Consider the following 19,967-nt stretch of genomic DNA (forward strand, 5'->3'; position numbering starts at 1 on the left):
GAGATCATCCCATCGACTTCTGGCCGTCGATGGACTCGCGGAGGATGTCGGCGTGGCCGGCGTGCTGGGAGGTTTCGGCGATGATGTGCAGCATCACGCGGCGCACCGACCACCGCACCCCCTGCTCGAACCACGGCGCCTTGGGCAGTTCGTGTGAGATGTCGAGGTCGAGCGTGCGGGCGAGCTCGTTCGTGGCCTCGGCCACCGACGCGTAGTGCTTGAGCAGGGCGCCGAGCGTCTCGCCCGGCCCCATCCTGAACTGGCCCTCCCAGTCCACCGGCACGCTCTCCATGTGCTCCGCGCCGCCCGTCGCGAAGCGCGCCCAGCGCTCCTCGACGTTGGCCACGTGCTTGACGAGACCGCCCAGTGACAGCGCGCTGGCCGTCGGCGTCAGGGCCGCCTGCTCGTCGGTGAGCCCTTGGACCGTGTAACGCAGGAATCCGCGGTGCTTGTCCAGCGTCTGGACGAGGTCGTCGCGCTCGCTCGACATGACGTCACCCCTTCCGGGGGTCTAGATGCCCTTGCGCATGGCCCGGTTTCCGGCATAGAGGCCGATCAGGGCCACCAGGCCGGCGGCCGCTGCGCCGTACAAGACAGAGATATCACCCACCTGGCCGGAGAAGAGCGAACGTTGGGCGTCGACGAGGTATTTGACGGGGTTCACGTAGCCGATGACGCGCAGCCACGTCGGGCCGGAGTCCACGGGCAGCAGCACCCCCGACAGCAGCAGCAACGGGAACAACGCCCACTGCGTGACCAGGTAGAACATCGTGCCGTCCGGCGCCGACTTGAGCGCCAGCACGAACGACAGCGAACCGAGCCCCACGCCCAGCACGATCAGCAGCACCAGCCCCAGGACCACCCCGGCGAGGTGAAGCTGGAAGCCCAGCGGCAGCGCCAGCAGGATGATCAGCACGGCCTGGAAGAACAGGACCGCCATCTCCTTCAGCGTCCTGCCGATCAGCATGGCGGTGCGGTTCAGCGGCGAGACCATGAGGCGCTCCAGCGAGCCGCCGATCGCCTCGGTGAGCAGGTTGTAGCCGGAGCCCATCGGCCCGGTCAGGCACATCATGACCAGAATGCCGGGCACGAACCACTGCCACGAGGCGTTCGTCGACCCCTTCAGCAGCGAGCCGAACAGGAACAGGAACAGCAGCGGCTGCAACATCTCGAACACCAGGTTCGTCGGCTCCCGCAGCGACGGGGTGAACTCCCTGGTGAAGACCGTCCTGACGTCACGCAGGAACGTCGTCATCGGCCAGACTCCTTCCGGTCAGCGCGAGGAACACGTCGTCGAGGGTCGGGCGCTTCGTCTCAGCCGCGGTGACCTTGATCTGGTGCGCGTCGAGGGTTCTGAGGCATTCGGGCAGCGCCGCCGGGGCGTTGGCGACGCGCAGCCGTACGGCGCCGCCGTCCACCTCGCCGCCGGTCAGTTCGGCGGCACGGGCGGCGTCCGGGGTGGTGAGGATGATGTGGTCGCCGGCGAGGTCGTTCTTGAGCTGTTCGGCGGTGCCGTCGGCGATGATCCTGCCGTTGTCGATGATGATCACCCGCTCGGCCATGGCGTCGGCCTCTTCGAGGTAGTGGGTGGTCATGAAGATGGTCATCCCGATCGCCTCGCGCAGGCGCAGGATGTGCGACCAGACCTCGGCGCGGCTGGTCGGGTCGAGACCGGTGGACGGCTCGTCCAGGAAGAGCAGCTTGGGCTGGTGCACCAGGCCGATCGCCAGGTCGAGGCGGCGGCGCTGGCCGCCGGAGAGCGTGCCCGGCTTGCGCCTGCCCATCTGCGCGAGGTCGAGCATCTCCAGCACCTCGTCGGCGCGGCGGCGGGCCTGCGTGGTGGGCAGGCCGTAGCAGCGGCCCTGCGCCACGAGTTCGTCGCGGACGCGGTAGTTCTCGCCCGCGCTGTTCTTCTGGCCGACGTAGCCGATGCGGGCGCGCACGCCGGACGGGTCGGTGGCGATGTCGTGCCCGGCCACCGTCGCGCTCCCCTTCGTCGGCGGCAGCAATGTGGTGAGCATTCGCAGAGTGGTCGATTTCCCCGCGCCGTTCGGGCCCAGGAAGGCCACGAGCTGGCCGTCCTCGACGTCCAGGTCGATGCCGCGCACGGCGTCGACCGTCTCTTTTCTTTTCAACGTGAAGCTCCGGGTGAGGCCCCGGGCGCTGATGATGGGCATGGCAAACAGCCCCTTGCTTGGGAGGCGGGTGGATTTCCCCAAGTCTGAGCAGGTCAGGGGTGTTTTAGCAAACGCGAACATAACATTCACATACGGCTCTGACCTGCGGAAACGCTACATAAGGGAACGGCCGGAATAGCCCTCCGACCTGGGATTTCACGGAATTTCCGACGAGCTCGGTTGCGGGGCCTGCCGTACTCCGGGAGGATCTCCCCGCATCCGGCGAAAAGGGGATCCCTCATGAAGCGTGTTCTTGTGGCCGCGGCGCTCGCCGCGGTCGGTTTCGGGGCGAACGCGTTACCCGCCCAGGCCGTCGACGGCGTGGCCGGCGTCGACGTGAGCAACTGGACCGGCGAGGTCGACTGGGCGAACGTCGCCTCGGGCGGCGCGAAGTTCGCGTTCGTCATGGCCAGCGAGGGCGGCGACTTCGTCAGCCCGACCTTCTCGGCCCAGTGGGAGGGCGCGGCCGACGCGGGCCTGATCCGCGGCGCCTACCACTTCGCCCAGCCGCACGAGTCGGACGGCGCCACCCAGGCCGAGTACTTCGTGCGGAACGGCGGCCGGTGGACCGGCGACGGCATCACGCTGCCGGGCGTCCTCGACCTGGAGGACAACCCCTACAAGGACCGCAACGGCAAGGACAACTGCTACGGCCTGTCCCCCGAGGACATGGTCACCTGGGTCAAGGGCTTCACCAAGCGCTACCACCAGCGCACCGGCCGCCACGCGATCATCTACACCACGACGAGCTGGTGGCGGACGTGCACCGGCGACTCGGACAAGTTCAAGGCCAACCCGCTCTGGCTGGCCCGCTGGGGCGCCGATCCGGGCGAGCTGCCGAAGAGCTGGAACCGGCACACGTTCTGGCAGTCGGCGGACAAGGGCCCGCTGGCCGGTGGCCAGAACTCCTTCAACGGCAGCGAGTCCGAGCTCAAGGAGCTCGCCATCTCGGCGGTCGAGCTGACCGTCTCCGGCCAGGCGAAGAGCCGCCGCACGTACACGGTCACGATCGCCAACACCGGCCCGCACCCCGCGGGCACGATCAAGATCTCCGGCCGCGCGTACGGCGGGCAGAAGATCGTCAAGGCGCCCGGCTGCAAGTTCAGCGGGACGGCCGTGAAGTGCACGGTGACCAAGCTGAACCGGGGCCAGAAGGTACGGCTGACGTTCACCACCAAGCCCCCGGCCAAGGGGAGCGTGGGGATCCGGTTCACGGTCGGGACGGTCGAACTGGATCTGAAGGCCCGCTGAACGCGCGATCTTGCCGGCCGTGCGCGAGGATGAATCCCGACATTCCCTAATTTGACCGGAGGCGCGGGCGGTGTCGGGGCGGGTGCGGCGTGGGCTGTTGCCCGCGCTGGTCTTGGTACTGCTGCTGGCCACGGCCTCGGCGCCCATCAGGGAGTGGGTGGCGCCGGACATCGTCAGGCTGGCCTACGAGATCGAGCGCAAGGACATCACCTACTCGTGGGGCGGCGGGCACGCCGAGGAACCCGGCCCGTCCAAGGGCACCTGCCTCGGTTACAAGGGCAGGATCAAGCCGTGCCCCGCCGCCAGGACCAGGGGGCTGGACTGCTCGGGGTTCACCCGATGGGTGTACGCGCTGGCGCACGGCGCCGACGTGCTCGGTCCCGGCAACACCGATGACCATGTGCGGCGCATGTACCGGGTCAAGAAGCCGCAGCCCGGCGACCTCGTCTATTTCGGAAAAATTACGAAAAAGCGCATCAAGACGCATCACGTCGGGATCTTCCTCGGCGGCGGGAAGATGATGAACGCCCCCGAGACCGGCGCGGAGATCCGCATCGACGACATCGCCGACAAGAAAGGCTTCGCCGGCTACTACCGGTACTGAACGCACGATGCCCAGGAGGCATGAGTCGCTGCGTGAAAATTGAGAGTCCTGGGGTCTACTCTGTGCCGCTATGGACAGGCGATGGGTGGGCCCCCGCGGCTACGAGGTCGTTCCCGCCACGCGGGCCGGCCGCCAGGTGCTGCGTATCCGGCGCAACGGCTGGCTGATCGCCGACTGCCTCACCGTGGCCGAGGTCGCCAGGCACGTGGACCTCGCCGACCTGTGCGAGGTGATCGCGCTGCCGATGAACCGTCGTTACAAAGCTGCGGGATAACCGACACAGGTGCCGCCATAACCTCGTTGACATGCGAAAAGAGGCTGCGGCACTGGCCGCGATCGCCCTGACCGCCGCGGCCTGCGGGGCCGGTGGCGGCGTACGCGTCGAGGGCCAGGCGCCCCCGCCGGAGTCCCGGGGCCCCGTCTACGTCGTCGCCTACATGGGCGACGCGCTGCAACGCCCCTCCGACTTCGCGCTGACCGAGTTCAGCAGCATGAACGGCGTCCGCTGGGACTCCTGGGGCGACGAGCGCGCCGTCGGCAGGGGCGAACTGCGCGGCACCTGGTGCCTGCCCGGCTGCGAGGCCAAGGGCCTGCCGGCCACGATCACCCTGACCCGCCTGACCCGGCTGGAGCGCACCGCCTACTACGCCCGCTTCACCGTCACCTCCGGCCAGAAGATCAAGGACGACCTGACCGACCAGAGGCTGGAGGTGCCGCCCCGATGACCGACGTCCTGCTGGTCGAGGACGACGCGGTGATCCGCGAGGCCACCCAACTCGCCCTCGAACGCCACGGCCTCGCCGTACGCACGGCCTCCGACGGCCTGTCCGGCCTGGCCGCCTTCGAGCGCCACGCTCCCGACGTGGCCCTGCTCGACGTCATGCTCCCCCACCTCGACGGCGTCAGCCTGGCCAGGCGCATCAGGCAGGCGGGCAATGTCCCCATCATCATGATCTCGGCCAGGTCCGACGCCATCGACGTGATCAACGCCCTGGAGGCCGGAGCCGACGACTACGTCACCAAACCCTTCGAACTGGGCGTCCTGCACGCCCGCATCCGCGCCGTCCTGCGCCGCGCCGCCGCCACGACCGCCCCGGCCGTGCTGACGTTCGGCGACCTGACGCTCGACACCCAGTCCATGGAGGTACGGCGCGGCGGCGCCCCCCTGTCCCTGACCCCCACCGAACTGAAGCTGCTGCTGGAGTTCGCGGCCAATGCCGGGATCGTCCTGTCCAGGGACACCCTGCTGCAGAACGTCTGGGACTACGCCTGGGAGGGTGACACGCGCATCGTCGACGTACACGTGCAGCGGCTCCGCTTCAAAATCGGCAACGACCGGATCGAGACCGTGCGCGGGTTCGGCTACAAGCTGAGGCGCTCATGAGCCTGCGCGTGAAGATCGCCCTGTCCCTGGCCCTCACCGCCGTCGCCGTGGCCGCGGCCATCGGCGTCCTCGTCCACCTGCGCACCGCCGAGACGCAGCTCGACACGGCCCGGCGCGGGCTCGACACCGAGTTCCGGTCGTTGCTGGCCCGGCAGGCGGAGGGCCAGGACGCCGGCCTGAACGTGGGAGCTCCGCTGCCCGCGCCGCTGGCCCGCACCATCACCAGCCGCCCTGTCCGCGCCACCTTCCTGGACGGCGACACCCTCTGGGCGGCCACCGTCCTGAACGGCCGCCCTGTCTCGTTGACCCGCTCGTACCACCCGGAACAGACCCAGCTCGCCGCCCTGGACCGCACGCTGCTGACCTCGGGGGTGCTGGCGGCGGTGGTGGCTTCGCTGGCGGGGATGGCGGTGGCGACCGGCCTGAGCCGCCGCCTGCGCCACGTCTCCCAAACCGCCACCCACATAGCCTCCGGAACCCTGACCGCCCGCGTCTTCCCCCCGCCCTCGAGGTCAGCGGCACCTCCACCAACGCCCACCCCACCCGTCGCCGCACACCCCCAGTCCGCACCCGCGCCACCACCGGACTTTGCCGCGCCCACGTCCACACCACCGCCCGCGGAGTCCACGGCAACCCCACCGCGTCCCGCGCCCACCTCGCCGGCGCCACCACCCGCGCGTTCTCCGGCGTCCACACCACCGCTTGCCGACTCCACGGCAAGCCCGCCCCTTCCCGCGCCCACCTCAGCCGCGTCCACACCACCGCGCCCTTCCTCTCCCGCGTCCACACCACTCAGCGGGCCCACCGCAACCCCACCGCGTCCCGTCCAATCCCCCGCTCTTCCCGTGGCCACCTCGCTCGTGTCCGCATCATCGGGTGGGTTCGTGTCGGGCAGGGAGGCCGGGCGGGTTGGGTGGGGTTGGCGGGGGGATGAGGTTGTGGCGGTGGGGAGGGCGGTTGACCGGATGGCCGACGCGCTCCAGGCAAGGCTGGAGGCGGAGCGCCGCGTGACGGCCGACATCGCGCACGAGCTGCGTACCCCGGTCACCGGTCTGATCACCGCCGCCGACCTGCTGCCCCCGGGGCGTCCCACCGAGCTGGTCCGCGACCGCGCCGCCGTACTGGGAAGGCTGGTTGAGGACATCCTGGAAGTCGCCCGCCTGGACGCCCACACCGAGCAGCCCGTCCTGGAGCAGCGGCTGCTGAGCGTTCTGACCCGCCGGGCTCTGGCCGCTGCCAGCACCTACGCCAACCCGGCCACCACGGCGTCCGATGTGGTGGAGTTGGTGGTGGTTCGGGATGTTGAGGTGGAGACCGATCCGCGGCGGGTCGAGCGCATCCTGGCCAACCTGGTGGCCAACGCCGTACGCCATGGTCATCCGCCCGTCACCGTCACCGTTGAAGGCGCCCAGGTGCGGGTGGAGGATCATGGGCCGGGGTTTCCCGCGGAGATGCTGGAAGTGCTGCGAGAACACGGGCCGCAGCGGTTCGCGAGCGGTGCGAGCGCCCGTGGCACGGGGGTGGGCTGGGGCTGACGATCGCCGCGGGGCAGGCCCGGATGCTGGGTGCTGAGCTGGAGTTCGGCAACACCGGGACCGGTGCCGTGGTGACGCTGAGATTGCCCGGAACCAGTTCGCATCATGGCTGACTGCCGTGTATGGTTACACCTGTCCGCGACGCAGATCGCACCAGCGGACAGGCCCCTATAGCTCAGTCGGCAGAGCGTCTCCATGGTAAGGAGAAGGTCAACGGTTCGATTCCGTTTGGGGGCTCCAGCTTCACCAGGCCTCACCGGAAGTTTTCGGTCGAGGCTTTTGTTATGAGATCTGGGTGAGGCATCGATGAGGTCAACCCACCTGACCAGGTGATGTACGTATGTGCTCCCGAGGTCGGGTATCCTCTACGGGTCCGGGTTGTTTTCGCCCGGCTCCAGGCGGAGTAGCTCAGTCAGGCAGAGCAAACGGCTCATAATCGTTGTGTCGCCGGTTCAAGTCCGGCCTCCGCTACGGCCCTTCCCAGGTCACCCGGCCTGGGCACGGGTATGTCCATGTCCCGAACGTAGAAAGGCACTCCCACGTGGCTGCCACAGACGTTAGGCCGAAGATCACGCTGGCCTGCCAGGAGTGCAAGCACCGCAACTACATCACGCGGAAGAACCGGCGCAACGACCCGGATCGGCTTGAGCTGAAGAAGTACTGCCCCAACTGCCGCACCCACCGCGCGCACCGCGAGACCCGCTAGCACTCGGCCGCGGTCAGGCCACCTCCCGATCCGGCCGACCGCGCCATCGCCGCGATTCCACACGCGGCCCGGGTCCGCAGGGCAAACACTCCTGCTACACACCGCACGAACCGGCACCTCACCCCGAGGCGCCGGTTTGTCGCATTTCCACACCCCACGCGACGCCCCCGAGCGCTCACAACCTGGACCCCGGTCGCCCCGCACCTACAGGCGACCCGTTCGGCCCAGAGCTCCACCCCCGCACATGCTCTCTCGTCGGCCCAAGGGTCAACCGGCCGCCTCTCGCCTCGGGCGCACGGCGCGGCGGGCCGTACTGGGTCATAGGGGTTGGGTGAGTTCCCGCAGGGCCAGGTGCCAGGGCTGGGTGGCCTGTTCGCCGTCCGAACCCTCCACCACCACGACCCCCTCGCCCCGCAGGCTCTCCACGCTCCGCACATATGGCGCCCGCGCCGACAGCGCAGCGTTGACGAAGGTCAGCACCACCACCGGAATCCCCAGCCCAGGCGCCTCGGCGAGCAGCCCGAGCGCGTACGAGTCCGTCATCCCCTGGGCGAACTTGTTCACGGTGTTGAACGTGGCAGGAGCGACGATGATCGCGTCAGGGCGAGGCGGCTTGGGTTCGTGGGGTTTGCGGTAGCGGCTGCGCACCGGCCGGCCGGTCTGGAGCTCCAGCGTCGGCACGTCGATGAAGTCCAGCGCCTGCGGGGTGGCGACGATCTGGACGGCCCACCCGGCGTTCTGGGCGAGTTCGACCAGGCGCCCGACGTCCGAGGCGGGCGCGGCGGCGCAGACGATGACGTAGAGGACCTTCACCGGGCCAGGCTAGACGACCCGGTCGGCGGCTTATGCTGTCGGTCGTGACATTGATCCCGTTGCGCCGGTTCACCGGTCGTGTGCTCCCCATCAACGAAGAAGGCCGGGTCCTGCTGCTGCACGGGTTCGATCCGGCCGCGCCGGAGCAGCCGTTCTGGTTCACGATCGGCGGCGCGGCAGAGGGCGAGGAGACGCTGCTGGACGCGGCAGTCAGGGAACTGTTCGAGGAGGCCGGGATCGCGGCGCAGGCCGGGGACTTCACCGGCCCGCTGGCGACCGGGACGATCTCGTTCAATTTCGCCGAGTACGCCATCACGCAGGACCAGACGTTCTTCGCGGTCCGGGTGCCCGGCGCGGAGGTCTCCTTCGAGCACATGGAGGAGGTCGAGAAGCGCACCACGCTGGGACATCGCTGGTGGAGCGTGGCGGAACTGGAAGCGACCGACGAGACCTTCTTCCCTCCGGACCTTCCGGCCATTCTCCGCAAGATCACACTGGACGGAGAATCCGGGTAGCGCCCGCGATCAGCGCGGTGGCCAGGAGCCATCCGGCGGCGATCAGCCCGTACGCGAGCCCCTGCGTCCACCCGGCCGGATCGAACAGCTCCCGCTGCCCGAACGCCGCAATCGGCAGCAACAGGTCGAAGGTGTAGGCGAACGCGTCGAACTCCGGGGATTCGGCTGGCTTGAGCGCTCTGGGTGGGTTAATGGCGAAGACGACCGTGCCCACGACCAGCAGCAGGACGAACCAGACCGCGGCCAGCCAGGGGCGGTAGCCGTACCCGACGGTGATGTCGAGGAGATTGCCCCAGATGCGACCACTGAAGGGAAAGGTACGGCGGCGCGCCCGCAGCTTGGCCAACTGCGTACGGCGGGCCAGATGCTCGTTCCCGTCACGCAGGCACCACGCGGCGAGCTGCTCGTACGGCTGCGGCCGGAACCCCGCCGGATCCCGGCCCGCCCAGTCGATGCGCCTGGTGACACCGCTGCCGCGCAGCGCCTCGTAGACCAGGCCGTTCAGGCGGAGCTTCTCCGGCCAGGTGGCGGGGTCGTCCCTGAGCGTGCCGACGCGGGAGTGGGCGAGGCTGACGACGCCCTCGATGGGCTCGGCTGGCTGCAGTACCAGCTCGCGGACCTCCATGTGGCTGGCGTGCAGCGCGTAGGGCGTGTCGGGGCTGTGGATGGAGCCGGTGATCGACAGGGTGCCGTTGACGCGGGCGCCGCGCAGGCGTACCACCCCGAAGGCATGGAAATCGCCCTCGACGATGTCCTCGACCGTGATGTTGTCGGCGGCCAGCGCGTCCTTGCCCGGGTTGCGGATGGTGGCGTTGCTCATGAACAGGCCGCCGTTGAGCCGCGCGCCGACCAGGCGCAGGCCGCCGGTGATGTCGGCGTTGTTGAGGTAGAGGCCGGCGTCGACCACCATCGAGCCCGACCACAGCGCCCACTCGTCCGCTGTGGTGATCTTCGTGCCGCCGAGCCAGAGGCCGCTCTCGAACACCGCCCGCGCCACCCGGACCGAACCGGTCACCACCGAACCCGACAGGCTCAGGTGCCCGGCCACCCGCATGCCGCTGCCGCGCAGGCCGGGCAGGTGGCAGTCGGTCAGGCGCAGCGTTCTGGTGGTCGCTCCGGCGAAATCGACGGGTTCCTCCAGGTGGCAGCCGCTCAGCACGAGTTCGTACCCGGTGCTGCCGCCTCTGAGGGCGATCTGGCCGGTGATGCGGGCGCCGCGCAGCCGTACGGCGGGGGCGGTTCCCGCGGCGGGCTCGTGGGCGCCGAGCAGCAGGGCCGAGATCACCTCGCCGCGCACGGTGCGCTCCGGGCCCCACGTGTCGCCGTCGGTGGGCGCGTTCTGACCCGCGGTACGGCCGGGCCCCGCGATGGGTTCGGCGAATTCGGTCCAGGCGCCGGTCTCGAAGGCCTTCCAGACCCGTTGCTCGGCCGCGTTGAGCCGCATGCGTAACGCCATGATCCAATTGTGCCGGAGCGGCCTCAGCGCCGGTAGCCCGCCATGCGCTCCAGCCTCGCCACCCGCTGCGACGTGGGCGGATGGCTGGAGAACATCCGGCCGAGCCCCGATCCGCTGAACGGGTTGGCGATCATCAGGTGCGAGGCCGAGGTCAGGCGGCTGTTCTCCGGCAGCGGCAGGCGGCGGGCGCCCATCTCGATCTTGCGCAGCGCGGAGGCCAGCGCCAGCGGGTCGCCGGTCAGCCGGGCCGCCGACTCGTCCGCCTGGAACTCGCGCGTCCGGGAGATCGCCATCTGCACCATTCCGGCCGCCACCGGTCCGAGCACCATCATGAGCAGCGCCCCCAGGAACCCGGGGCCCTCGTCGTCGTCGGAGCCGCCGAAGAACACCGCCACATAGCTGAGCCAGGTGATCATCGTGGCCAGCGCCGCGGTCACGGAGGACAGGAGGATGTCGCGGTTGTACACGTGTGACAGCTCATGCCCGATGACCCCGCGCAGCTCCCGCTCGTCCAGCAGCCGCGTCAGCCCCCACGTCACGCAGATCGCCGCCCGCCTGGGGCTCCGGCCTGTGGCGAAGGCGTTCGGCTGGGCCGTAGGCGAGATGTACAGCCTCGGCATCGGCTGCCTGGCCTCGGTGGAAAGCTCCCGCACGATCTTGTAGAGCGTCGGCTGCTCGACCTCGCTGACCGGCCGGGCCCGCATGGCCGACAGCGCGATCCGGTCGGAGAAGAAGTACGCGACCCCGGAGCTCCCCAGCGCCAGCAGCAACGCGATCTGCAGCCCGACCCTGCCACCCACCCAGGAGCCCACGACGAGGATTCCTGCCGACAGTCCGCCGAGTAGCACGGCAGTGCGCACACCATTGCGACGCAAGGCTCCCCCTTCCGTGGTCTGGGTTCACCAGCTCCAACGTCCATCCCCCACCTCAACGTTCCCGCCCAACCATCCCGTGCGGGGCCGGAGGAAATCTCCCGTTCTGGCGCATGTCCGGCTGACCTGCACGAACAAGCCCAGTCAGGGGTACGGCGGGCGGTCAGGGCGGGGTGTCAACAGGGGCGGGGCCCGGGGCACCGGCGTGCCCCGAGCGTCGCTAGCGGTAGTTCACGAACTGCAGGGCGATGTCCAGGTCCTTGCCCTTCAGCAGGGTGATGACGTCCTGCAGGTCGTCCTTCTTCTTGGAGCTCACCCGCAGTTCCTCGCCCTGGATCTGCGCCTTGATGCCCTTGGGGCCCTCGTCGCGGATCATCTTGGAGATCTTCTTGGCGTTCTCCTGGTCGATGCCCTCCTTGAGGGCGATCATCATGCGGTACTCCTTGCCCGACAGCTTCGGCTCGCCGGAATCCAGGATCTTGAGCGAGAGACCCCGCTTGATGATCTTCTCCTTGAACACGTCGAGGGCGGCGTTGGCGCGCTCCTCGCTGTTCGCCTTGATCTCGATGTTCTGCTGGCCGGACCAGCTGATCGAAGCGCCGGTGTTCTTGAAGTCGAAGCGGTGCCCGATCTCCTTGACGGTCTGGTTCAGCGCGTTGTCGACCTCCTGATGGTCGATCTTGCTGACGATGTCGAACGACGAGTCTGCCAATGCCCGAAACCTCTCAGACGTGCCAAGTCACGGCGGACTCGGCCTCTTCACTCTCGATAGCCCGCACGGGCGCCGCGGCCCGATAGTCCTTGATAAGCCTGACAAGCCTAGCCAGCATCCGCGCGCGGCGCTCAGCCGGTCAAATGTCGTTTACCCGAGCCTTGGCCGGGGAGATGGGGGTGAGCTGCGGGAATACCCACGACCAGGATGGTGAGAGGTGGAACCTTTGAACAAGCAGTCATTGACCGCGGTAGCCCGCAACCAGCTCGAAACCGCGCGTGTCGCCTCCAGCGGCCGCTCAGCCACCACCCTGTACGGCGGGCACGAGCAAGTCCTGCGCCAGACCATGATCGCCCTGGCCGCCGGATCCCGGATGGACGACCACAACAATCCCGGCGAAGCCACCCTGTACGTCGTGTCCGGCCGGGTCAGGCTGATGTCCGACGGGGTGTCCTGGGATGGGATGACCGGGGACCTGCTGATCATTCCGCAGGCCGTACACGCGGTGGAGGCACTGGAAGACTCGGCCGTCCTCCTCACCGTCGCGAAGCACCGCTGACGCGCGCCCACAAGCAGGACATTCTGATGTCACGTCCACCTCGAAAGTCCGCTATTCTTCTACCTGTCGCCGCGCAAGCGGGTCTGACACGGCAGGTTGCCCGAGTGGCCAATGGGAGCGGACTGTAAATCCGTCGGCTTAGCCTACCCAGGTTCGAACCCTGGACCTGCCACCCGCAGGACGAAGGGCCTCTGGTCTGCGCTCACGCGCACCAGAGGCCCTTCGCTTTATCCCGAGGCCCGCGGCGGCGGCCTGGGGGAAGTTCGCGGGAACGTCGCGGCGCCTGGCCCCTCCTGGCTTCGGCGCGCGTGGTCGATCAGAACTTGGCCGTGCTCAGCAGCCAGGACTCGACGCCGCGGTCCGGGGCTCGGCTGGCGAGCGCCTCCGGCTGCAGGGCGAGCGCGGCGGCGCTGCCCACGAGGAGTCCGGCGATGATCGTACGTCGGGATACGGATTCGGACATGGTGTCCTCCATTAGCGGATCTGTTGACGGATGAGATCCAGCACGTCGGCGTCAACGTGGCCCGCGGCGTGCCGCAGCAGTTCCTGGAGTGTGCGGGATTCGGGGTCGGCCAGCACGAGCGTGCGCCGGTCGGCCGGAAGTTCCAGCGCGACGATGCGCGGGGCCACCTTGGCCCTGGTCACGCGGCCGTGTGAGGTGTCCAGAGCGGTCACCTCGATCCAGCGGAAGCCGAGCCTGCCCTCGTCCGGCGCCTTGAGCCGGTCGTCGGCCCGCAGGCCGTCCATCGCCGCCGCCACCGCGGAGCGTGCTGACTTGTCGAGTGTCCAGCTCGGGTTCTCCCGACCCGAGTAAATCTCGACCGTCGCCACGCTCGGCGAAACGCCCTGGGCTCCCGAATTGCCGCAGGCGAGCATGGACAGCGAAACTCCGAGCACCGCGAGAACGAGCCGGACTGCCACCGGAACTCCCTGACTAGTTGATGGTGGACCGCGGATTAACCCGAGGGTAGATGTACGGGGATCCGTCTACTGTATACGGGCCCCTGTTGCATGTCACCGGATTGGTAATGGCCAGCCCGGAATTGTCGACGTTGGTCGCCGGAGTGCTTCCCGGTTTGTGCGCCCAGCGCCGCAGGCTGCCGGAGAAATCGGCGATCCGGTGGTAGAAGTGAAAGTCCGTGCCCGGCCAGATGCACAGATAGCTGACGAACCTGTCGTCGTTGCAGGCGCTGGTGTATCCGTCGCGGAACACCGCGGCCTTGATGTCGGCGACGGTCAGCGCGGTGAAGATCTGGCCGGTGCCGCGGCCGGGCTGGGCGAAGGTGCCGGTGGCCAGGCTGGAGGCGAAGTTGTAGCAGTTGTTCACGGGACGGCGGGCGCCGTTCCAGAACGTGTCGAGGTCGGCCCAGGTCGACGACCAGGTGACGCAGGCCGCGAGCCCGGCCGTGCCCGACTCCAGTTGCGCCGTCGGGGTGCCGATGGTCCGGTCGGACAAGCCGCTGACCTCGGGCGAGATGGTCGCCTGCGCGCCGGGGGTGTGTAACAGCCAGCGTTCGGTGACGTCCGAGACCCGTATCCCGGTCTCCTCTCTGAGCCGGAACGCCGGTGGGAGTCCGGCGGCGGCCAGGCGACTGCCACTGGACCGGTCGGCGGTCACGACCATTCCGCGATATCCCAGCTTGGACTCGACGTCGTTGACGGGTCGCAGTGCGGAACGATTCGCGTTGAGCCGGTCGATGAGTTCGCGTTCTTCGCGTGCCGTGAGCTGCCAATGCGGATTCGGACGTCCTGAAAAGACGTCGAGTTCGACCTGGAGCATTGCCTCTCCTTCGTCGCGGTCGTGGATTCCACAGCGAAGTTAACAGGCGAGCATGCGACTGGAAAGACACAAAATTCAGGCCCTGACGGCGCGCCGGGAGCGGCAATTCAGATTGAAACTTCCATTCACCGTCCGGTCACATTCGGCGAGGTGAGCCGAAAACGGGATTCGCGTTTTCATGTAATAGCTTTTACGACAGGGGTGTTCTCGTCTTATGCCACGTCCGGGTCGCTGATTCAGCGGGTTGAGCACGCGCTATGCGAAGGCGGCCGTTGTGATCGGCATCCGGGGTTTCGGCTCTCAACCGGTCAAGGTCAGGACCAGTTGCGGGGCCGCGGAGAACACGACGGCGACCGCCAGCGTCGCGGCCACGGCGGCCCAGGTGGCCGGGTGGGCGCGCGTGGACACGCGGGCCGGCGCGGTGGCCGGGGTGACGATCCGGGCGGTCCAGGCCACGTAGTAGTAGAGGCCGATGACGGTGTTGACGGCCATGACCACCGCCAGCCAGCCCAGGCCGCCCTCGACGATCTCGCGGAAGACCACGACCTTGGCGAACAGCCCCGCCAGGCCGGGCGGCAGGCCCGCCAGGCAGATCAGGCAGAACGCCAGCGCGATGCCCGCGGCCGGGGTGCGGAAGGCCAGGCCGCGGTAGTCGTCCAGCTCGTTGCGCGGGGCGCTCCGGGAGACGAGCATCACGACGGCGAAGGCGCCCAGGTTCATGGCGGCGTACAGGACCAGATAGGTCATGGAAGCGGCGACCGCGGTGGCCGTGCCCGCGGCGATGGCCAGCGGGGCGAGGATGTAGCCGGACTGGGCCACGGAAGACCAGGCGAGCATGCGTACGGCGGAGCGCTGGCGCATGGCCAGCAGGTTGCCCGCGGTCATGGTCAGGGCCGAGAGGATGGCGATCAACGGTGACCACGTCCGCGCCTGGCCCGGGAGCGCGGCCACGAGGACGAGGATGAGGCCCGCGAACCCGGCGGCCTTCGAGATGACCGACAGCAGGGCGGCGATGGGGATGGGCGCGCCCTGGTAGACGTCGGCGGCCCAGGAGTGGAACGGCACGGCGGCGATCTTGAATGCGAACCCGGCCGTCACCAGGACCACGCCGACCGTGACCACGGCGGGCAGGGCCCCCTGGGCGCCGGGGGCGGGGAGCTGGCCGCTCAGGACGGCGGCCAGGCGGTCGAGGTAGACGCTGCCGGTGATGCCGTAGAGCAGGGAGACGCCGAAGAGCATGATGGCGGTCGAGACCACCGAGACCACGAACAGCTTCACCGCCGCCTCCGAGCTGCGGCCGTCGTAGCGTCTCAGCGCCGTCAGGGCGAAGACCGGCAGGGAGACCAGTTCGAGGGCGACGACGAGCATGATCAGGTCGCGGGAGGCGGGCAGGGAGACGGCGCCCACGAGGGTGCACAGGAGCAGGAAGTACCACTCACCGACCGGGATGCCGCCCTCGGCCAGCTCCGTCATCGACAGCAGCACCACGACGACTCCGGCCACCAGCGCCAGACCGGCGAAGACCACGGTGAAGTGGTCGACCACGTAGGAGCACAGGGGGGTGGGGCCCGGGTTCAGGGCTTTCGGGACGCAGAACGTGGCCAGGCCGCGGGTGGCCTGCGTGGCCTGGGCGATCACGAAGGCCAGGGCGGCCAGCAATGCGGCCAGGGTGATGAGGCCCAGCGTGGTGCGTATCCGGGGGGTGGCGGGCAGGAAGGCGTCGAGCAGCAGCACCAGGCCCGCCGCCAGCGCCAGGATCAGTGGGGCGGCGATGACGAAGTAGTCGATCGACTGGATCACGACACGACCCCCAGCAGCGCCTCGACGGCGGGTGTGGTGAGCGAGAGCAGGAGGCCGGGCCAGAGGCCGAACAGCAGGATCAGCACGATCAGCGGCACCCAGGCGGCCATCTCGTAGCCGCGGATGTCGGGCATGCGGGACCGGCTGCCGATCCGTTCGCCGGTCTTCTCCAGGAGTGTGTCGCCTCGTTCGTCGGACGATCCGGTGGCGAGCGCGGACTGGTCGGTCGCGGGTGCGGCACCGACCCCCACATCCGGCTCCGACGCGGCAACGCCGGTCACGGCCGACGCCCCCGCACCGACGTCAGACCCGTGCGCGGCGACTCTGCCGGTTTCAAGCGTGTCTGGGGCGGTTCTGTCTGAGGTGTCCGCGCCGACGCCGGGTGCGGGTGTGGCCGTGCCCGTCGTGGGTTGGGCGCCGGGGAGTCCGTGGGTGACGCGGGAGAGCATGACCAGGAAGTACGCGGCGGTCAGCACGGCGCCCAGGCCGCCGATGACCATGAACGTCAGGAACAGCGGCCGGGACAGCGCCTCGGCCGGAGCGAAGGCGCCGAGCAGGGCGAGCATCTCGCCCCAGAACCCGGCGAGCCCCGGCAGCCCGAGCGAGGCGATGGCCGCGAAAGTGAGCACCGAGCCCAGGTGCGGAAGCGTGGCCAGCATGCCGGTGATGGAGGGCATGTCGGCGGTCGAGTAGCGCTCCTTGACGGCTCCGGCCAGGAAGAACAGCAGGCCGGTGATCAGGCCGTGGGCGATGTTGGCGAACAGGGCGCCGTTGATGCCGACCGTGGTCAGCGTGGCGAAGCCGAGCAGAACGAAGCCCATGTGACCGACTGAGGAGTAGGCGATCATCCGTTTCAGGTCGCGCTGGGCCAGGCAGGCCAGCGCGCCGTAGACGATGCCGACCACGGCCAGCGCGCCCAGCCACGGCGCCACGACGGCGGCGCCCTCGGGCAGGACCGGGATGGCGATCCTGGCGAAGCCGTAGGTGCCCATCTTCAGGAGTACACCGGCCAGCAGCACCGAGCCGACCGTCGGCGCCTCGGTGTGGGCGTCGGGCAGCCAGGTGTGCAACGGCCACATCGGGGTCTTCACGGCCAGGCCGATGCCGACGGCCACGAACGCGAGCACCTGCACGCCTCTGGACATCCCGGCGCCGTGTCCGGCGGCCAGCTCCACCATGTCGAGCGTGCCCGCCTGCGCCCAGATGAACAGCAGGCCCAGCAGCATGACGACCGAGCCGAGCAGCGTGTACAGGATGAACTTGATCGCCGCCGCCCTGCGGGCCTTGCCGCCCCAGACGGCGATCAAGAAGTACATCGGGATCAGGACGATCTCGAAGAACACGAAGAACAGCAGCAGATCCAGGGCCAGGAAAGTGCCGATCATGCCGACTTCGAGCACCAGCAGCGTGAAAACCAGCGCCCTCGGACGGCTGCCGCCCGCTCTGGGGTGCAGGAGCTGGCCGGGGCCGCGGGCGTCGCCGATGCCCAGGTAGACGAAGCACAGGAAGGTCAGCAGGGCGGTCAGCGCGACCAGCGGCAGCGAGATCCCGTCGACTCCCAGGTGGAATCTGAGCCCCAGCCCGGGAATCCACGGCAGGTCGAGGGTGAACTGCATACGGGCGGCCTGGCCGTACTGGAAGGTGGCCACCATGATCGCGGCCAGCATCAGGACCGCGCCGGAGACGGCCAGGCCGTACAGGCGAAGCGCGCGCCGTAGCGCGGGCGGGGGCGCGAGCAGCGCGAGGGCGCCCAGCAGGGGTACCGCCAGCAGCGCAACAGGCAGCCAGCTCTGCTCGCTCATCCGAACACCACCGCCCCGACGACGATCAGGAGCACTCCGGCGAGGACGCCGCTGACGTAGAGCTGCACGTTGCCGTTCTGCGCCAGGCGCAGCACCCCGGACAGGCCGCGGGCCGTGCGGCCGGAGCCGCGTACCGCGCCGTCCACGACCCGGTCGTCGGTGCCGACCACCAGCCGGGACAGCGCGAGGATCGGGCGGACGAACAGGGCCGCGTAGACGGAGTCGACGTAGAAGGCGCGCTCGCACGGGACGCGGAAGGGTCCGAGGATGCGCGCGGGGTCGACGACCGGATCGCCGCGCCAGAAGGCGTAGACGACTCCGGCGCCGAGCAGCGCGAGCACCACGCTGATCGTGGCCACGCCCACGTCGAGGTGGAGGCCGCCCGCGAAGCCCAGCAGGAGTGCCGGGACCGCGAGCAGGACGATCGGGATCAGCATGGACGGCGGCGCCTCGCGGGGATCGACCACGTGCGCCGTGCCAGGCTGCGGCTCGGGCAGGGCGATGGTCCGCGCGGGTCCGAAGAAGGTACGCAACCAGGCGCGGGCGGAGTAGGCGCCGGTGGCGACGACGGTGGCCAGGGCGCTGGCGTAGAGCAGCAGGGCGGCGGCGTCGGTGAGGGTGGCGCCGGTGACCGCCTCGTCCATGGCCAGCAGGAGGCTGTCCTTGCTGAAGAATCCGCTGGCCGGTGGCAGGCCCATGAGGGCGGCGAAGCCGATCGTGGTCGCCGCGAACGTGACCGGCAGCTCACGCCGCAGGCCGCCCATCTGGCTCATGAGGTTGGAGCCGACGTGGTGGATGACCGCGCCCGCGCACAGGAACAGCAGCGCCTTGAACGCGCCGTGCGTGAGCAGGTGGAAGATGGCCGCGTGGTCGGAGCCCGCGGCCAGGCCACCGGCCATGTAGGCGAGCTGGCTGATCGTCGAATAGGCCAGCACGCGTTTCAGGTCGTCCTGGGCCAGCGCGGCGAGGGCGGCGCCCAGCATGCCGAGCGCCGCCAGGACGGCCAGCACGTCGAGCGTGGGCCGCGCGCCGAGGAACGCCGGGAAGAGCCTGGCGACGATGAAGATGCCGGCGGCGACCATGGTGGCGGCGTGGATCAGCGCGCTGATCGGCGTCGGACCCGCCATGGCGTCGGGCAGCCAGGTGTGCAGCGGCACCTGGGCGCTCTTGCCCGCCACCCCGGCCAGCAGCAGCATCGTCGCGGTGACCAGCGTGGCGGTGGACATCTCCGGCACCTTGGCGAGCACGTCGGCGATGCGGAAGCTGTCCGCCGAGATGCCGAGCACGAAGATGCCGAACAGGAAGCCGACGTCACCCAGGCGCGTGACCAGGAACGCCTTGACCGCGGCCCTGGAGTTGGCCCGGTCTTCCCACCAGTGGCCGATGAGCAGGTAGGAGCACAGGCCCATGACCTCCCAGCCCACGTACAGCACCAGCAGGTCGCCCGAGTAGATGACGAGCAGCATGGCGCTGGTGAACAGGCTGATGAAGGCGCTGTAGGACGGGTAGCGCGGGTCGTCGTGGAGATAACCCACCGAATACACCTGTACGGCCAGCGCCACCAGGGTCACCAGCACGCCTAGGACTCCGGACAGGGCGTCCACCTGGAGGGTGAGCGAGATGGGGACCGTACCGGTGAGGATCGTGCCGTAGTCGGCGCCGACGGGGACGGCCGGGCGTTCGCCGAAGAAGGCGAAGCCTTGGGCGGCGGCCAGCCAGAGCGCCAGGGCGGCCGAGAGCGCGGTGGGCAGGATGGCGATCCAGGCGGCACGCCGGTTGCCGCCCCCATGGCCCCGCACCGCTACCCCGGTGCCGTCCGGCTTGTGGATCCCCGGCCCTTTGTTTTTCTGCGGGTGGGCCGGCCGGCGGGTTGCCGGCCAGCGGGAGAGGAGGAGTCCTGCGAAGGCGGCGAGGAACGGCAGCAGCACGATCAGCAGGGGGAACGGCGAGGACGTCGTGTTCATGCGCTGCCTCCTCGCCTGGCGGGGTGGCCGGGACGGT

General features: G+C 69.2%; 22 protein-coding genes and 3 tRNA genes. 12 read left to right on the forward strand and 13 right to left on the reverse strand.

The genetic code is table 11. The features are described from left to right. Positions 1-4: 4 nt before the first annotated feature. From ACIBEJ_RS18835 to ACIBEJ_RS18845, 3 genes are read right to left on the reverse strand one after another with little or no spacing between them, the layout of a single operon-like run. Positions 5-490 (reverse strand): DinB family protein, encoded by a 486-nt coding sequence (locus tag ACIBEJ_RS18835; RefSeq protein WP_397184004.1) that lies wholly within the window; start codon positions 488-490, stop codon positions 5-7. A gap of 21 nt (positions 491-511) precedes the next feature. Continuing rightward, positions 512-1,255 (reverse strand): ABC transporter permease, encoded by a 744-nt coding sequence (locus tag ACIBEJ_RS18840; RefSeq protein WP_397184005.1) that lies wholly within the window; start codon positions 1,253-1,255, stop codon positions 512-514. Next, positions 1,236-2,171, reverse strand: a complete 936-nt coding sequence (locus ACIBEJ_RS18845; protein WP_397184326.1) for an ATP-binding cassette domain-containing protein — start codon at positions 2,169-2,171, stop codon at positions 1,236-1,238. The genes ACIBEJ_RS18840 and ACIBEJ_RS18845 overlap by 20 nt, the downstream gene beginning before the upstream one ends. 246 nt (positions 2,172-2,417) lie before the next feature. On the opposite strand from ACIBEJ_RS18845, the gene ACIBEJ_RS18850 reads away from it, so the two are divergent. From ACIBEJ_RS18850 to rpmG, 9 genes are all read left to right on the forward strand, one after another. After that, positions 2,418-3,428: a lysozyme gene (locus ACIBEJ_RS18850; RefSeq protein WP_397184006.1), complete on the forward strand. Its 1,011-nt coding sequence runs from the start codon at positions 2,418-2,420 to the stop codon at positions 3,426-3,428. Positions 3,429-3,510: 82 nt separating this feature from the next. Next, positions 3,511-4,032 (forward strand): C40 family peptidase, encoded by a 522-nt coding sequence (locus tag ACIBEJ_RS18855; RefSeq protein ID WP_397184007.1) that lies wholly within the window; start codon positions 3,511-3,513, stop codon positions 4,030-4,032. 70 nt (positions 4,033-4,102) lie between these two features. After that, positions 4,103-4,306: a transposase gene (locus tag ACIBEJ_RS18860; RefSeq protein WP_397184009.1), complete on the forward strand. Its 204-nt coding sequence runs from the start codon at positions 4,103-4,105 to the stop codon at positions 4,304-4,306. A gap of 31 nt (positions 4,307-4,337) precedes the next feature. Continuing rightward, entirely contained in the window at positions 4,338-4,757 is a 420-nt protein-coding gene (locus ACIBEJ_RS18865; RefSeq protein ID WP_397184010.1) for a hypothetical protein, read from the forward strand. After that, a complete protein-coding gene (gene cseB, locus ACIBEJ_RS18870) occupies positions 4,754-5,416 on the forward strand; it encodes a two-component system response regulator CseB (RefSeq protein ID WP_397184011.1) in 663 nt (220 codons plus the stop codon). Before ACIBEJ_RS18865 ends, cseB begins: the two co-directional genes overlap by 4 nt. Continuing rightward, on the forward strand, positions 5,413-6,951 hold the full coding sequence (locus tag ACIBEJ_RS18875) for an ATP-binding protein (RefSeq protein WP_397184012.1): 1,539 nt from the start codon (positions 5,413-5,415) through the stop codon (positions 6,949-6,951). Before cseB ends, ACIBEJ_RS18875 begins: the two co-directional genes overlap by 4 nt. A gap of 164 nt (positions 6,952-7,115) precedes the next feature. Next, positions 7,116-7,191, forward strand: a tRNA-Thr gene (locus tag ACIBEJ_RS18880). A 157-nt stretch (positions 7,192-7,348) separates the two neighbouring features. Then, positions 7,349-7,422: transfer RNA gene (locus ACIBEJ_RS18885), tRNA-Met, on the forward strand. 70 nt (positions 7,423-7,492) lie between these two features. Next, complete coding sequence (rpmG, locus tag ACIBEJ_RS18890) at positions 7,493-7,657, forward strand: 50S ribosomal protein L33 (protein ID WP_101786011.1); 165 nt, start codon at positions 7,493-7,495, stop codon at positions 7,655-7,657. 318 nt (positions 7,658-7,975) lie between these two features. On the opposite strand, the gene ACIBEJ_RS18895 is transcribed toward rpmG, so the two are convergent. After that, the gene (locus ACIBEJ_RS18895; RefSeq protein WP_397184013.1) at positions 7,976-8,470 is read right to left on the reverse strand and encodes a flavoprotein; all 495 of its coding nucleotides are present in this window, start codon (positions 8,468-8,470) and stop codon (positions 7,976-7,978) included. A gap of 44 nt (positions 8,471-8,514) precedes the next feature. On the opposite strand from ACIBEJ_RS18895, the gene ACIBEJ_RS18900 reads away from it, so the two are divergent. Further along, positions 8,515-8,985: an NUDIX hydrolase gene (locus ACIBEJ_RS18900; protein WP_397184014.1), complete on the forward strand. Its 471-nt coding sequence runs from the start codon at positions 8,515-8,517 to the stop codon at positions 8,983-8,985. Here the strand turns inward: ACIBEJ_RS18900 and ACIBEJ_RS18905 are convergent. The 3 genes from ACIBEJ_RS18905 to ACIBEJ_RS18915 form a co-directional block, all read right to left on the reverse strand. Beyond that, a complete protein-coding gene (locus ACIBEJ_RS18905; RefSeq protein ID WP_397184015.1) occupies positions 8,960-10,441 on the reverse strand; it encodes a hypothetical protein in 1,482 nt (493 codons plus the stop codon). The two genes, ACIBEJ_RS18900 and ACIBEJ_RS18905, sit on opposite strands and share 26 nt — an antisense overlap. A gap of 23 nt (positions 10,442-10,464) precedes the next feature. Continuing rightward, positions 10,465-11,316, reverse strand: a complete 852-nt coding sequence (gene htpX / locus ACIBEJ_RS18910) for a zinc metalloprotease HtpX (protein WP_397184016.1) — start codon at positions 11,314-11,316, stop codon at positions 10,465-10,467. A 217-nt stretch (positions 11,317-11,533) separates the two neighbouring features. Then, positions 11,534-12,025, reverse strand: a complete 492-nt coding sequence (locus ACIBEJ_RS18915; RefSeq protein ID WP_397184017.1) for a YajQ family cyclic di-GMP-binding protein — start codon at positions 12,023-12,025, stop codon at positions 11,534-11,536. Positions 12,026-12,242: 217 nt separating this feature from the next. Here ACIBEJ_RS18915 and ACIBEJ_RS18920 point away from each other — a divergent pair, with 217 nt between their 5' ends. Continuing rightward, entirely contained in the window at positions 12,243-12,584 is a 342-nt protein-coding gene (locus ACIBEJ_RS18920) for a cupin domain-containing protein (RefSeq protein ID WP_397184018.1), read from the forward strand. Positions 12,585-12,674: 90 nt separating this feature from the next. After that, positions 12,675-12,756, forward strand: a tRNA-Tyr gene (locus tag ACIBEJ_RS18925). A 144-nt stretch (positions 12,757-12,900) separates the two neighbouring features. On the opposite strand, the gene ACIBEJ_RS18930 is transcribed toward ACIBEJ_RS18925, so the two are convergent. The 6 genes from ACIBEJ_RS18930 to ACIBEJ_RS18955 all read right to left on the reverse strand — a co-directional run bounded on the left by ACIBEJ_RS18930 (position 12,901) and on the right by ACIBEJ_RS18955 (position 19,930). After that, positions 12,901-13,047, reverse strand: coding sequence for a hypothetical protein (locus tag ACIBEJ_RS18930; RefSeq protein WP_397184019.1), 147 nt, complete (start codon positions 13,045-13,047; stop codon positions 12,901-12,903). Positions 13,048-13,058: 11 nt separating this feature from the next. Then, complete coding sequence (locus ACIBEJ_RS18935; protein ID WP_397184020.1) at positions 13,059-13,505, reverse strand: hypothetical protein; 447 nt, start codon at positions 13,503-13,505, stop codon at positions 13,059-13,061. A 13-nt stretch (positions 13,506-13,518) separates the two neighbouring features. Then, on the reverse strand, positions 13,519-14,364 hold the full coding sequence (locus ACIBEJ_RS18940) for a hypothetical protein (RefSeq protein WP_397184021.1): 846 nt from the start codon (positions 14,362-14,364) through the stop codon (positions 13,519-13,521). 300 nt (positions 14,365-14,664) lie between these two features. Further along, positions 14,665-16,164 (reverse strand): NADH-quinone oxidoreductase subunit N, encoded by a 1,500-nt coding sequence (locus ACIBEJ_RS18945; RefSeq protein ID WP_397184022.1) that lies wholly within the window; start codon positions 16,162-16,164, stop codon positions 14,665-14,667. Beyond that, positions 16,161-17,966 carry an NADH-quinone oxidoreductase subunit M gene (locus ACIBEJ_RS18950; RefSeq protein WP_397184023.1) on the reverse strand — a complete coding sequence of 602 codons (1,806 nt, stop codon included), beginning with the start codon at positions 17,964-17,966 and terminating at the stop codon, positions 16,161-16,163. Before ACIBEJ_RS18950 ends, ACIBEJ_RS18945 begins: the two co-directional genes overlap by 4 nt. Further along, positions 17,963-19,930: an NADH-quinone oxidoreductase subunit L gene (locus ACIBEJ_RS18955; RefSeq protein WP_397184024.1), complete on the reverse strand. Its 1,968-nt coding sequence runs from the start codon at positions 19,928-19,930 to the stop codon at positions 17,963-17,965. The genes ACIBEJ_RS18950 and ACIBEJ_RS18955 overlap by 4 nt, the downstream gene beginning before the upstream one ends. Between the last annotated feature and the right edge of the window lie 37 nt (positions 19,931-19,967).

The organism is Nonomuraea sp. NPDC050790 (assembly GCF_044456745.1).
Lineage (GTDB): Bacteria > Actinomycetota > Actinomycetes > Streptosporangiales > Streptosporangiaceae > Nonomuraea.

Bases quoted from the DNA above. Each gene is read 5' to 3' on its own strand.
- ACIBEJ_RS18835 (WP_397184004.1), bottom strand. From the start codon at position 490: ATGTCGAGCGAGCGCGACGACCTCGTCCAGACGCTGGACAAGCACCGC.
- ACIBEJ_RS18840 (WP_397184005.1), bottom strand. From the start codon at position 1,255: ATGACGACGTTCCTGCGTGACGTCAGGACGGTCTTCACCAGGGAGTTC.
- ACIBEJ_RS18850 (WP_397184006.1), top strand. From the start codon at position 2,418: ATGAAGCGTGTTCTTGTGGCCGCGGCGCTCGCCGCGGTCGGTTTCGGG.
- ACIBEJ_RS18860 (WP_397184009.1), top strand. From the start codon at position 4,103: ATGGACAGGCGATGGGTGGGCCCCCGCGGCTACGAGGTCGTTCCCGCC.
- ACIBEJ_RS18865 (WP_397184010.1), top strand. From the start codon at position 4,338: ATGCGAAAAGAGGCTGCGGCACTGGCCGCGATCGCCCTGACCGCCGCG.
- cseB (WP_397184011.1), top strand. From the start codon at position 4,754: ATGACCGACGTCCTGCTGGTCGAGGACGACGCGGTGATCCGCGAGGCC.
- ACIBEJ_RS18875 (WP_397184012.1), top strand. From the start codon at position 5,413: ATGAGCCTGCGCGTGAAGATCGCCCTGTCCCTGGCCCTCACCGCCGTC.
- ACIBEJ_RS18905 (WP_397184015.1), bottom strand. From the start codon at position 10,441: ATGGCGTTACGCATGCGGCTCAACGCGGCCGAGCAACGGGTCTGGAAG.
- ACIBEJ_RS18930 (WP_397184019.1), bottom strand. From the start codon at position 13,047: ATGTCCGAATCCGTATCCCGACGTACGATCATCGCCGGACTCCTCGTG.
- ACIBEJ_RS18940 (WP_397184021.1), bottom strand. From the start codon at position 14,364: ATGCTCCAGGTCGAACTCGACGTCTTTTCAGGACGTCCGAATCCGCAT.
- ACIBEJ_RS18950 (WP_397184023.1), bottom strand. From the start codon at position 17,966: ATGAGCGAGCAGAGCTGGCTGCCTGTTGCGCTGCTGGCGGTACCCCTG.
- ACIBEJ_RS18955 (WP_397184024.1), bottom strand. From the start codon at position 19,930: ATGAACACGACGTCCTCGCCGTTCCCCCTGCTGATCGTGCTGCTGCCG.